10 protein-coding genes are annotated in these 12,544 nt (G+C 74.3%); 9 read left to right on the forward strand and 1 reads right to left on the reverse strand.

The window, feature by feature from the left end; genetic code table 11:
* Window positions 1-231 precede the first annotated feature (231 nt).
* The 9 genes from ACIO5E_RS37720 (at window position 232) to ACIO5E_RS37760 (ending at window position 11,551) form a co-directional block, all read left to right on the forward strand.
* Complete coding sequence (locus ACIO5E_RS37720; RefSeq protein WP_400676739.1) at window positions 232-1,641, forward strand: histidine kinase; 1,410 nt, start codon at window positions 232-234, stop codon at window positions 1,639-1,641.
* A complete protein-coding gene (locus tag ACIO5E_RS37725; protein WP_400676741.1) occupies window positions 1,593-2,258 on the forward strand; it encodes a LuxR C-terminal-related transcriptional regulator in 666 nt (221 codons plus the stop codon). Before ACIO5E_RS37720 ends, ACIO5E_RS37725 begins: the two co-directional genes overlap by 49 nt.
* A gap of 199 nt (window positions 2,259-2,457) precedes the next feature.
* Window positions 2,458-4,035, forward strand: a complete 1,578-nt coding sequence (locus ACIO5E_RS37730; protein ID WP_400676743.1) for a DUF2637 domain-containing protein — start codon at window positions 2,458-2,460, stop codon at window positions 4,033-4,035.
* 125 nt (window positions 4,036-4,160) lie between these two features.
* Window positions 4,161-5,450: a DUF6986 family protein gene (locus tag ACIO5E_RS37735; protein ID WP_400676745.1), complete on the forward strand. Its 1,290-nt coding sequence runs from the start codon at window positions 4,161-4,163 to the stop codon at window positions 5,448-5,450.
* A gap of 86 nt (window positions 5,451-5,536) precedes the next feature.
* Complete coding sequence (locus tag ACIO5E_RS37740; protein ID WP_280685411.1) at window positions 5,537-6,193, forward strand: YigZ family protein; 657 nt, start codon at window positions 5,537-5,539, stop codon at window positions 6,191-6,193.
* Between the two features lie 123 nt (window positions 6,194-6,316).
* On the forward strand, window positions 6,317-6,631 hold the full coding sequence (locus tag ACIO5E_RS37745; protein WP_400676747.1) for a cupin domain-containing protein: 315 nt from the start codon (window positions 6,317-6,319) through the stop codon (window positions 6,629-6,631).
* 228 nt (window positions 6,632-6,859) lie between these two features.
* Window positions 6,860-8,713, forward strand: a complete 1,854-nt coding sequence (locus ACIO5E_RS37750) for a hypothetical protein (RefSeq protein WP_400676749.1) — start codon at window positions 6,860-6,862, stop codon at window positions 8,711-8,713.
* Between the two features lie 114 nt (window positions 8,714-8,827).
* On the forward strand, window positions 8,828-10,522 hold the full coding sequence (locus ACIO5E_RS37755; protein ID WP_400676751.1) for a restriction endonuclease: 1,695 nt from the start codon (window positions 8,828-8,830) through the stop codon (window positions 10,520-10,522).
* Window positions 10,523-10,822: 300 nt separating this feature from the next.
* On the forward strand, window positions 10,823-11,551 hold the full coding sequence (locus ACIO5E_RS37760; RefSeq protein WP_400676824.1) for a ZIP family metal transporter: 729 nt from the start codon (window positions 10,823-10,825) through the stop codon (window positions 11,549-11,551).
* Between the two features lie 14 nt (window positions 11,552-11,565).
* Here ACIO5E_RS37760 and ACIO5E_RS37765 read toward each other — a convergent pair whose 3' ends face one another.
* Window positions 11,566-12,480 carry a LysR family transcriptional regulator gene (locus tag ACIO5E_RS37765; RefSeq protein ID WP_400676753.1) on the reverse strand — a complete coding sequence of 305 codons (915 nt, stop codon included), beginning with the start codon at window positions 12,478-12,480 and terminating at the stop codon, window positions 11,566-11,568.
* Window positions 12,481-12,544: the final 64 nt, after the last annotated feature.

Genomic DNA, 12,544 nt, shown 5'->3' on the forward strand with positions numbered 1-12,544 from the left:
ACCCTGTGGGAGAGTAGGACGCCGCCGAACAATCATTCAGAAGAACCCCCATCCGGGAAACCGGATGGGGGTTCTTCGCATTTCCGGACCATCTCAGCAGTCCGCTCGGGCTATGTCCACCCGCAGGTGGTGCTAGGACCACCCAGGAATTGGGGTGGCATGGCCAGTGTCTGGAGCGGGTCGTTCGTGAACACTTGAGGAGGACGATCGAGACCGGCATCAGGAGCTTTCGTGACAACAGCGAGTCGAACGAGCGGTGCGACGGTGCGCGCGCAGACCGAGGCGGCCCTCGCCTCGGGCGGCCAGGGGCTGGCACGGCTGGCTCTGCTGGTGGTCGGCGCGCTGCCGGGGCTGGTGCTGCCGGTGGGGGCTGCGGTGGCCGCGGGCGCGGTGGCGGTCAGGATCCTGGAGTACTACTACTCGGTGTTCTTCGTGGCCTTCGCCGTGGCGCTCATCGCCGGCATCGTGGTGGCGGCCCAGTTCATCCGCCGCACCGCGAACCGGACGCGCCGACAGCTGGAGCGCTGGTACGGCATCCGCCTGCCGGTCGCGTACGGGCCGCTGCCGGCGCTGGAGTTGGACGAGCGCGGGCACTGGTGGACGGGGTACTCGTACCATCGCTCCCGGACGGTCGCGAAGTACGCACAGCTGGTGCACTGGGGCTTCCGGGACCGGACCACCCGCGCGGAGATGGCCTGGCTGGTCATCAATCCCGTCCTGGTGGCGGCTCTGGCCGGGCCGGTGGCCGCACTGATACTGCTGGGTACGGTCTACACCCTGGCGGGGCCGCTGCCGGCGGACGGGATCGGCGTGCTGAGCCCGCGCCTGGTGTCGATCCTGCTGAGCGCGGTGTTCGGGCTCGGCATGATCGCCGTCGGGGTGTTCGCGGCGCCGTACGCGGTGCGCGGGTACGCGGAGATGGCCCGCCGGGTGCTGGACCAGGACGGCCGGGCGACGCACGCCCAGCTGACCAAGCGGGTGGCCGAGCTGACCGAGACCCGGGCGGAAGCGGTCGGCGACCAGGCGGCCGAGCTGCGGCGGATCGAGCGCGACCTGCACGACGGCGCGCAGGCACGACTGGTCGCGATCGGGATGACACTGGGCACGATCGAGCACCTGATGGACACCGACCAGGCGGCCGCCCGGGAGCTGCTCGCCGAGGCCAGGCAGTCGTCGGCCAGGGCCCTGCAGGAGTTGCGGGACCTGGTCCGCGGCATCCACCCGCCGGTGCTCGCCGAGCGCGGACTGGGCGACGCCGTACGGGCTTTGGCGCTGGACAGCGCGCTGCCTACCGAGGTGTGCGTGAGCCTGCCGGACCGTCCGCCGGCGCCGGTGGAGGCGGCCGTGTACTTCAGCATCTGCGAGCTGCTGGCGAACGCGGCCAAGCACTCGGCGGCGGAGCAGGTGTGGGTGGACATCCTGTACCGGGCCGGGTCGCTGCGAGTCACGGTGACGGACGACGGGGTGGGCGTGGCGGATCCGGCCCGGGGGACGGGCCTGCGCGGGATAGAGCGGCGATTGGGTACCTTCGACGGTGTCCTGGCCATCGACAGCACGTCGGGCGGTCCGACCACCATCACCTTGGAGTTGCCGTGCGAGTTGTCCTCGCCGAGGACCTCTACCTCCTTCGCGAAGGCCTGATCCGGCTGCTGGAAGCGCATGGTTTCACCATCGCCGCGGCGGTGGAGACCGGCCCCGAGCTGCTGGAGGCATTGTTGGCCCATCGGCCGGACGTCGCCGTGGTCGACGTTCGGCTGCCGCCGACGCTCACCGACGAGGGGCTGCAGGCGGCGCTCAAGGCGCGCAAGGAGATCCAGGGGCTGCCGGTGCTGGTGCTGTCGCAGCACGTCCAGCAGTTGTACGCGCGGGAGTTGCTGGCCGACGGCACGGGCGGGATCGGCTACCTGCTGAAGGACCGGGTGTTCAACGCCGATCAGTTCATCGACGCGGTCCGCCGGGTGGCGGCCGGGGGGACGGCGATGGACCCGGACGTGATCGCGAAGCTGATGCAGACCACCTCGCGCCGGCCCGGCCCATTGCTGCGGCTGTCCCCGCGCGAGCGCGAGGTGCTGGAGCTGATGGCCGAGGGCTGTTCCAACTCGGCGATCGCCGCCCGCCTGGCGGTGAGCGACGGTGCGGTGGCCAAGCACATCGCCAACATCTTCACCAAGCTCGAACTGGCCCCGGACGAGGACGCCAACCGACGGGTGCTCGCGGTGCTGACCTACCTCAACGACACGGTTGGGCCGAAGGGCTGACGATCCGCCCGGCACCGCCCGGGTCCTCCGTGCTCCGGATGGTGACACGCCGGGCTGTGGAAACGCTGAAACAGGTGTACGAGTAAACTCCGGTGGGCCGAGCCCGGAGGTCGCTCAGCCGTCCGGCGCCCCGACCAGCGGGAACCGGCAGCCGAGGCAGCGTACGGCAAAAGCCGACATCCAGGGGTTGATAGACGTAATGGCACGCCCAACGCTCACCAAGGCCCATCGGGGCCTGCTCGGCCTGGTCGCGGCCGGGGCCTGCATCATCTCGGGCATCGGTTTCGCGGGTTCGTACAACGCGGTGCGCGAGCTGGCCGAGCAAAAAGGTTTCGGCGCCTTCTCTTACGCCTTCCCGATCGGCGTCGACGCCGGCATCGTCGTGCTCCTCTCGCTCGACCTGGTGCTGACCTGGCTGCGGATCCCCTTCCCGATGCTGCGGCAGACCGCCTGGCTGCTGACCGTCGCCACCATCGCCTTCAACGCGGCCGCCTCCTGGGGCGACCCGCTCGGCATGGGGATGCACGCCGTCATCCCGGTGCTCTTCGTGGTCGTGGTCGAGGCCTCTCGGCACGCGGTCGGCCGGATCGCGGCGATCACGGCCGATCGGCACATGGACTCGGTCCGGGTAATGCGCTGGTTGCTCTCCCCGGTGCCGACCTTCCGGCTCTGGCGACGGATGAAGCTCTGGGAGCTGCGCTCCTACGACGAGGTCGTCCGGCTGGAGCAGAACCGCCTGGTCTACCGGGCACAGCTGCGCTTCCGGTACGGGCGCGGGTGGCGCCGCTCGGCGCCGATCCAGGCGCTGCTGCCGCTCAAGCTGGCCAAGTACGGGGTGCCGCTGGACCCGGCGCTGTTCGACCGGCTGGACGAGGAGGCGCGCGAGCGGGAGGCCCGGGAGGCCCAGGCGGAGAAGGAGGCCCTGGAGCTCCAGCAGCAGCAGGAGGGCCGGGCCGCCACGGCCATCGCCCCGGCCGAGGCCGCCGCCCCTGCGGCTCCCGTCGGCGCCGTTCCGGTCGCGGCCGTCCCCGCTGCCGCCCGGCCGGAGCCGACCCGGCAGCCGCAGCAGACCCAGGCCCAGCCCCAACCTCAGCCCCAGGCCCAGCCCCAACCTCAGGTCCAGCCCGAACCGGCCCCGGCCGTCGTCGCGCCGATGTCCGCCGAGGTGGCCGCGCCGATGCTGGCGAAGCTGGCCGCGGTCCGGCTGCGTGCCGCGCAGGAGCCGGACGGCGTGGTGGCGGAGGTCCTGCAGTCGCCCCACGAGGAGCTGAACGTGTGGACCGAGCGCCCGGTGCGCACGACGGGCCACCCGTCCGACGCCGCCCCGGGCGGGCGGGTGCCCGGCCAGGCCTCGCCGTGGTTCAAGCCCCCGCGCCCGGTCGTCGAGGAGCCGGCCCCCGCCTTGCAGCTGCCGGCCCAGCCCGTCCAGGAGGCGGGCCTCGCCGCCGAGCCGCAGCCCCAGCACCTCGGACAGCCGGTTCACCCCGGACAGCCCGTTCACGCCGAGCAGCCCGTGTCGGTCGAGCGGTCCGCGCACGCCGAGGAGCCCGCGCCCCGCTCGGCGCCCGCCCGGCTGGACCCGGACCTGGCCTACGACGCCCTGGTCAGCTACATGGACAACCACGAGCACCAGCCCGACCCCCAGCGCCTCGCCGAGTGGTTGACCAAGGAGTACGGCGTCACCGGCAACCGCCCGGACGGCTCGGTCCACCCCAAGGACGTCGCCGAGCTCTACCCGCAGCTGCGCGACCGCTACGCCGCCGCCGGGAGGGACTGACCAGGCCGCCGCCCCGTCCAGCGCCCTCCGTCCACCGCTCGGTCGGCCATTGACGCCCGATCCGGTCGGAGCTACCTTCGCCTCAACAAACTGTTGAAGTGCTGGTTCGGCGTGGAGGAGTGCGGATGTCGCAGGTCGAGGTCGACGGTAACGAACCGACGGGCGGGGCCTCCTTCTCCGCCGCCGCCCGCGCCGCCGTGGAGGCGCTGCTCGCCCCGGTCGACGCCGAACTGGCGCGCCGCTACCCGGGCGACACCGGGACCAGGCAGCCGGTGCACACCGTCTACGTCCCCGCCGACGTCTTCGCCGCCGACACCGTACGGGAGTGGGGCCGCCAGGCCCTGGAGGCCTTCGACACCCACGCCGGCACCCCCGCCGAGCTGGCCCGCGCCCTCGGCGTGGCCGACGACGACCTGCTCGCCGACGTGCACGCCCGGGTCCGCGCCAAGCTGGAGCGCGAGCCGATCGAGGACCTGCGGATCGACTTCGAGGACGGCTACGGACCCCGCACGGACGCCGAGGAGGACGCCGCCGCCGTCCGCACCGCCGAACTGGTCGCCACGGCCGTGGCCGAGGGCGCCGCGCCGCCGTACATCGGCATCCGGATCAAGTGCATGGAGGCGGCCGTCCGTGACCGCGGCATCCGCACCCTGGAGCTGTTCCTGGCCACCCTGTTGGCCGACGGCGGTCTGCCGGAGGGCCTGGTCCTCACCCTGCCCAAGGTGACCTACGCCGAGCAGGTCACCGCGCTGGTCCGGCTGCTGGAGGACTTCGAACGCCGCGCCGGGCTGCCCGCCGGCCGGATCGGCTTCGAGATCCAGATCGAGACCACCCAGGCCATCGTCGGCCCGGACGGCCGGGCCACCGTGGCCCGGCTGATCGAGGCCGCCGAGGGCCGCGCCACCGGGCTGCACTACGGCACCTTCGACTACAGCGCCTCCTGCGGCGTCAGCGCGGCCTACCAGAGCATGGACCACCCGGTCGCCGACCACGCGAAGGCGGTCATGCAGGTCGCCGCGGCCGGCACCGGGGTCCGGCTCTCCGACGGCTCGACCAACGTCATCCCGACCGGCTCCACCGAGCAGGTGCACGCGGCCTGGAAGCTCCACCACGACCTGGTCCGCCGCTCGCTGGCCCGCGCCTACTACCAGGGCTGGGACATGCACCCGGCCCACCTGCCGACCCGGTACGTCGCGGTGTACTCGTTCTACCGCGAGGGTCTGGCGGCCGCCGCCGCCCGGCTGGCCGCGTACGTCGACAAGGCGGGCGGCGACGTGATGGACGAGCCGGCCACCGCCCGGGCGCTCAGCGGCTACCTGCTGCGCGGCCTGGACTGCGGCGCCGTCGACCCGGCCGAGGTCACCGCGCTGACCGGCCTGGACCGCGCCCGGCTCGACGCCCTGGCCGGGCGCTGACCGCGGGCCATAGGCTGGCGGTGCCGCCCCGGACGCCCGGGGTGTGCGCCGCCAGCCGTCGTCGTTTCCGGGAGAACCACCGCGCCATGTCCGCCACGCCGGAACCGACCGCCAGGCCCTACCTCTCCATCCGGCGGGCCGGCAGCCACGAGATCGAGATCAAGAAGTCCCGGTTCATCTGCCACCTCGCCCGGGTGGCCGACGAGGAGGAGGCGCAGGCCTTCATCGCCGGCATCCGCAAGCAGTACTGGGACGCGCGGCACAACTGCACCGCCTTCGTGGTCGGTGACGAGCAGCGCCGCGAGCGCTCCAGCGACGACGGCGAGCCCGGCGGTACGGCCGGAGTGCCGATGCTGGAGGTGCTGCGCCGGCGAGGCCTGACCGACACCGCCGCCGTGGTGACCAGGTACTTCGGCGGCATCAAGCTCGGTGCGGGCGGCCTGGTGCGGGCCTACGGGAGCGCGGTGTCGGAAGCGGTGGACGAGATCGGCCTGCTGGAGCGGCGGCCGGTCGCCCTGCTCGCGGTGACGGCGGACCACGTGCGGGCCGGGCGGGTGGAGAACGACCTGCGGGCGGCCGGGTACGCGGTGAGCGACCTGGCCTACGAGCCGACCGGGGTGCGGATCGAGGTGGGCGTACCGGAACCGGAGGTGGCGGCCTTCCACACCTGGCTGGCCGAGGCGACCGGCGGTACGGCCGTTGCGGTCCCGGCCGGTCGGACGTACGTCGAGGTACCGGTCTGACGGCGGATCCGGCGGCGGCGCCGCTTTCGGACACATAATCGGCCGGATCCCGGCCGATCCGTGTCGGCGCCTTGCGGGGCCTGCCTAGCCTGATCAGGTCGTCGACCAGGAAGCCGGCCCGAGATGCCCGTCGTCCAGACCATCACCCTGCCCCCGGGCGCCAGCACCGGCTGGCACTTCCACCCGGGCCGGGTGGACGTGGTGGTGCTGTCCGGGACGCTGACCCGGACCCTGCACGACGGCCGGGTCGAGGTCAGCCGGGCCGGGGACTCGCTGGTCGAGGAGGCCGGTCCGGTCCACGTCCATGTGGGACGCAACCTCGGGGACGAGCCCGTGGTGCTGATCGCGAGTTACGCCGCCCCGGCCGGCCGCCCGCTGGCGGTGCCGGTCCCGGCGCCCGCGTGGAGCCGCAGCGACGCCGGGCCCGCCGGGGTCTGAGCGGGATGCCCGGCACCGCAGGCCTGGCAAGACCGGTCGGTCTTAGCCCAGGCGCCGCGCCACGCGGCGCGCGGCTTGAGTAGATTCACCCGAACGTATTGACGTGGCCCGGAGTTGGAACTTCCGCTCCGGGCCGTGGCGTTTCCTGGGCAAGGATCCGGCCGAACCGGACGAATAACCCATCGATGGAGGAGACCAGACCCCACCCCGCACCACGGAGGTATGCGCATGACCTCAGACCGCTTCCCGTCGCCCGCCGGCGCCGACCTACCCGGCCCCGCGACGCCCTACCGGATGACCGTCACCACCACCCTCCCGCACGCCGAGGCCGTCGCCCTGGCCGACGAGCAGCTCGCCGCCTGGCTGAAACAGGAAGGCTGCGAGGAGCCCCCGCCGGCCCCCCGCGCCCCCGCCGGGTCGCCCTCCTCCAGGCAGACCTCGACCGAACAGGCCTCACCCGAGCAGACCTCACCCGGATCGACCCCCGTCGCCGAGCGCCTCCGCCTGGGCGACCGAGTCCTGCTCGACCGCGACCAGGGCCCGCTGCGCGGCGGCGCGGCCGCCGGCCGCTACGACCGTCGACGCCTGCGCACCCCGGCCCCGCACGGCACCCGGCAGTTGACCCTGACCGTGGCCACCAAGACCGGCGGCCCCACCTGGGTCCGGCTGGAGGCCGAGACGCACAGCACCGGCAGCGGTGTGCGGACGCCCTGCCGGGTGCCGGTGCCCGAGCTCGCCCGCACCCTCCTCCCGCTGCTCGACGCCACCGACGGTCCGGCCGTCGTCCACCCGGCCCCCCGGGTGATCACCGCCGCCGAGGTCGACGACCTGATCGACGAGCTCTGCGACCCGGAGCGCCGACTGCCCACCGTGGTCGCCAGCGTTCCGGTGAACCTCCCGCTGGACCACTGGGTCGAGGACGTGGTCCGCCCGCTCTGCCATCAGCTGCCCGGCCTCGCCACCGCCTACGTCCTGGATCCGGGCGCCCGCACGGGGTTCAACGTCGCGCTGGAGTACCACAGCGTCTACGGCGGGGCGGTGCGCACCTACCTGCCCGAGGTCGACCCGGCCTCCCGGCAGGACGGCGCCCGGCACCCGGTACTCGCCCGGGGGCGAATAGAGCAGGATGTCCGCCGCGCCGCCGGGCTGCTCGCCCGCGAGCCGCGCCGGCTCGCCGCCGATCTGCCGCTGCCGCCCCCGCTGGCGGCCGTCCCGGTGCTGCGGGTCCTGCCGGCGCCGTCCCGCGCGGCCGTCAGCCCGGCCGAGGACCCGGCCGCCGCCCGAGCCGAGTTGGCCGTGCTCGCCCAGGAGGAGCAGCAGGACCGCGCAGAGCAGCAGGCCCGGGCCGACGAGCTGGAGCGGGTCCGGCGCACGCTGCGCCGCGAGCGTCGGGACAACCGGGACGGCCGTGAGGGCCACGATCGTCCGGAGCCCCGCGAGCCCCGCGAGCCCCGCGAGCCGCACGAGCGCCGCGACGGCCGCGACGGTCACGTGCGGACCGGTTCCCGCGCCCTGACCACCCGCCACTGCACCGTCCCGACCGTCCCGGGCACCGCCGGGCACCCCGCCGCCAGGCCGTCCGGTCGGCCCGCGAAACCGGAGAACTTCACCGAACTCATGGCCAGAATCGACGAGTTCCCGCTGCTGACCTTCACCGGCGACCAGAAGAACGCGCTCGCCCTGGACGGGCTCCGGTGCTCCGGCGCAGGCTGGGCCCGGCTCGCCTGGGACGGTCTGACCGCCCTGCAGGAGTACGCCGAGGCGGCGGTGCGCGGCGCGGCCGGCGGCGACTTCAAGCAGTGGTGCGAGCACACCCCGGAGGGCTGCCACCACTTCCCGCCCCGCAAGGCGGTGCGGGGCGAGTCCCGGACGGTGTTCAGCCACACCAAGTGGAAGCGCGAACGGATGCTGCCGGTGCCGGAATGCGTCGACGTCTCCCGGCGCGCGTTCATGGGCGCACACCTGCGGATCGGCGGCGGCCGTACAGCGCCCCGGCTGCACTACCTGGACGACTGCTCCGGCAGTGGCCGGATCTATGTCGGCTACATCGGCCTGCACCTGACCAACACCCGGACCAACTGAGAGGCTTGGCTGACCACTGCCGCCCGTTCGGTGGACAATGTCCGGCAGGGGCGGGCCGCAGTGTCGCCGGCCGCCCCGGGCAGGCGCCGGACGAGCATGGGGGAACGACGACCGATGCAGCACTCAGCAGACGGCCAGCCCGACGGTACCGCCACCGTCCAGTTCCCCCGGCCGGGCTTCCTCGCCTCGGTCTTCCGCGACCTCAACGCCGACCGGGGCCCGGACCCGGACGGTGCCGCCCCCGGTCCGGCCGCCCCCGGCTCACCCGGTGACGGCACGTCCGGTGACGGCCTGCCCGGTGACGGCTCGCCCGGTAGCGGCGCGTCCGGACCGGGGGCGGCCGATCCCGAGGAGTCCGTCGCGGCCCACGCCCGGGCCGCCGCGCTGACCCACCACCGCACGCTCACCGTCCAGACCGAGCACGACCGGCTGGCCGACCTGCTCCGGCGGGCCGCCCTGCCCGTCTCGGCGATGGACTTCGAGAGCCAGCTGCGCCACTACGAGCCCCGCCCCTACCCGACCGACGGACCGGAGGCCGACAGCGAGGCCGAACCCCGCTGGGCGGACTTCGCGCCCGCCGAGCCGGCCGTCGCCGACCCCGACGGCACCCCGGCCCGCCGCCTGCTCGACTCCGGCTACCAGCGCGAACTGGCTCAGGCCCGGCTGGCTCACCAACGCGCCCTGCGCGAGTGGCGCACCCGCCGGGCCGAGGCCGGCAGCCCGGCCGCCGACGAGTCCCGGCGCGTCCACGAGGCGGCCGAGGCGGCCCGCGCTCGTGCCGTGCGCGAGTACAACGAGAGTCTGGAGGAGTGCCGGCGGGCCTACCGGCTGTCCGAGCCGGCCGCCGTGGAGTCGCTGCTGGAACGGGCGCTCGCCGCCGCCGAGACCGCCACCCAGGACCTGCCCGCCCCCTGTCGTGCGGTCTTCCGCCCGCTCACCCGCACCGCCGTGCTGGACCTCGACCTGCCGCCGCTCGACCTGGTGCCCTCGCTCACCGGCTACCGGCTCGCCCCGGACGGCGACATCGTCCCGGTCCCGCGCCCGCCCGCCGACCGGGCCACCGACTACCTGCGCCTGGTCGCCCGGCTCGCCCTGCGCGCCCTGCAGGCCGCCGACGCCGTCGACACCGACGAGATACTCGCGGGCGTCGTGCTCAACGGCTGGCTGCGCGAGCCCGGTACCGCCGAGCCGCTCTGCCTGGTCAGTGTGGACGCCGACCGCGACGCGCTGGCCCGCACCCGGCTGCTGCCGCCCGCCACCCCCTACGAGGAGCGCGACGACGAGGGCGTCTACGCCGATTCCGAGCAGGACGAGGCGCTCGTCCGCCTGCGCCAGCTCGGCGCCGCCGTCACCCCGGACCCGTACGGCCGCCTGGGCGTCCAGCCGGCCGCCCAGGCGGGGGCCGCCGTACCGGCCGCACCCGACCTGTCCGCGAACGAGTTCGCCCAGCTGGTGCGCGACCTGCTCACCCGGGGCGGGCTCGCCGAGTGGAGCGTCCGGCTGCGGAGCCCGGCCGGGCTGGTCGCCACCGGTGAGGGGGCCCCGGGCAGTGCGCTGCCCGGCCGCTGGGTGGTCTGGGCCTCCCGGGGAGCCGCACCGGTCAGCGCCGCGGAGATCGCCACCCTGGCCGAGGCCGTCCAGGAGGAGTCCGCCGAGCGCGGCCTGCGGCTGACCACCGGCCGCTTCGCCGACGAGGCCCTGGACCTCACCGGCGAGGAGAGCCACCGGCACATCCACCTGGTCGACGGCGACGGCGTCCGCGAACTCGCCCGCACCCACCTCGGCCTGCCCCTCTCCGCCGGCCGCTGACCCGCTCCCGCCACCCACCCGGCGCTCATCCCGACGGCCCATCCGGCGGGCGTGCCCCCGACCCCGGCCCGAGGCTGATAAGCAGCCCCGGCCGAGCAACGGCACCCCGGGCGATCATCATCGAACGGTCGTCCGATACGGTCGGCGGTCGGCCCGGCCACGGGCGGACCCCAGGGGGAGAGGAATGGGCAGAGCGCTCGGCAGACCACACGGCGGGAACCGCCGCCGCCCGCACGGCGGGTCGACCCACCCGGAGGTTGCCCGGTGACCGCCGTCCTGGTCGCCGCCGGGGCGTTCCTGATGACCCTGATCGGCGGCTTCGTCGCCCAGCGCACCGGCGACCGCCGCCACCTCGTGCTCGGCTTCGCCGCCGGCCTCATGCTCGGCGTGGTCGCCTTCGACCTGCTGCCCGAGGCCATCCGCCAGGCACCGGACGAGGTGCACGGCGTGCCGCAGGCGCTGCTGATGTTCGCGGTCGGCTTCCTCACCATCCACGTGGTCGAACGCGCGGTCGCCATCCACCGCGGCCACGAGGGCGAGTACGCCGAGCACACCCACGGCCACCAGCACGGGCACGCCCACCACGCCGGGCGCCAGGGCATCGGCATGACCGCCGCGCTGGCCCTGGTCGGGCACAGCGTGATGGACGGCTTCGCGATCGGCGCCGCCTTCCAGGCCGGGACCACGGTCGGAACGGTCGTCGCCATCGCCGTCGTCGCGCACGACTTCGCCGACGGCTTCAACACGTACACGATCACCCGGCTCTACGGGAACAACCGGCGGCGGGCGGTGACCCTGCTCGCGGCGGACGCCCTGGCCCCGGTGTCCGGCGCCGCGATCACCCTCGCCTTCACCATTCCCGAGCACCTGCTCGGCCTCTACCTCGGCTTCTTCTCCGGTTTCCTGCTCTACCTGGCCACCTCCGACATCCTCCCGGAGGCGCACAGCCCGCACCCCTCCCGCAGCACCCTGCTCTGCACCGTCGCCGGGGTGGGCTTCATGTGGCTGGTGATCGGCCTCGCCAGCTAGGGCTTGGGCGGGATCTAACGCGCCGGGGCGCCCAGCAGCGCCGAGCGCTCCCGCATCACCGCCAGCGCCTCGGTGATCGCCGGCCGCCGCGAGGCCTGGGCGCGCCAGAGCGCGTACACCCGGCGGGTCGGCTCCGGCACCACCGGCCGGGCGACCACCCCGGGCGGCAGGGCGCCCCGGCCGAGCCGCGGCACCAGGCCGATCCCCAGGCCGGCCGCGACCAGCGCGATCTGGGTCTCGAACTCGCCGACCTGGTAGCGCACATCCGGCTCCTCCCCAGCCTCCCGCAGGGTGCGGACCAGCCAGTCGTGGCAGATGTTGCCCGGCGGCACGCTGATCCAGCGCCGCCCGCGCAGCCGCTGCACCGGTACCGCGACGAGCTCGGCCAGCTCGTCCTCGGCGGGCAGCAGCAGGTCCACCGGGTCCGTCCCGAGGTCCAGCCGGGACAGGCCCTCCTGCACCGGCAGTGGGACGGTCGGCCAGTCCTGCACCAGCGCCAGATCCACCTCGCCCCGGGCCACCAACTCGGCCGCCGGGTACGGGTCGCACTCCAGCAGCCGGACGTCCAGCTCCGGGCAGCGCCGTCGCAGGTCGGCCAGCACCCCGGGCATCAGCCCGCGCGCTCCGCTCGCGAACGCGGCGACCAGCAGCCGCCCGACCGCCTGGCCGCGCTGCTCCTCCAGCCGCACCTCGGCCCGCTCCACCAGCCCGAGGACGGCCTGCGCGGTCGCCGCCAGCTCCTGCGCCGCGTCGGTCAGCACCACGCCCCGGCCCTGCCGCTCCAGCAGGACCGTCCGGGTCTCCCGCTCCAGCTTGGCGATCTGCTGCGAGACCGCCGAGGGCGTGAACCCGAGCGCGGCCGCCGCCCTGCCGACCGAGCCGTGCACCGCCACCGCGTGCAGCGCCCGCAGGCGCCCCAGATCCATCATGCAGCGATGCTAAAGCGTTTCGTTCAGAACTCATCGCTGGTGCTACACGATTGGCCGCCGCCAT

Origin of the sequence: Kitasatospora sp. NPDC087314, assembly GCF_044744365.1 — a bacterium.
Taxonomy (GTDB): domain Bacteria; phylum Actinomycetota; class Actinomycetes; order Streptomycetales; family Streptomycetaceae; genus Kitasatospora.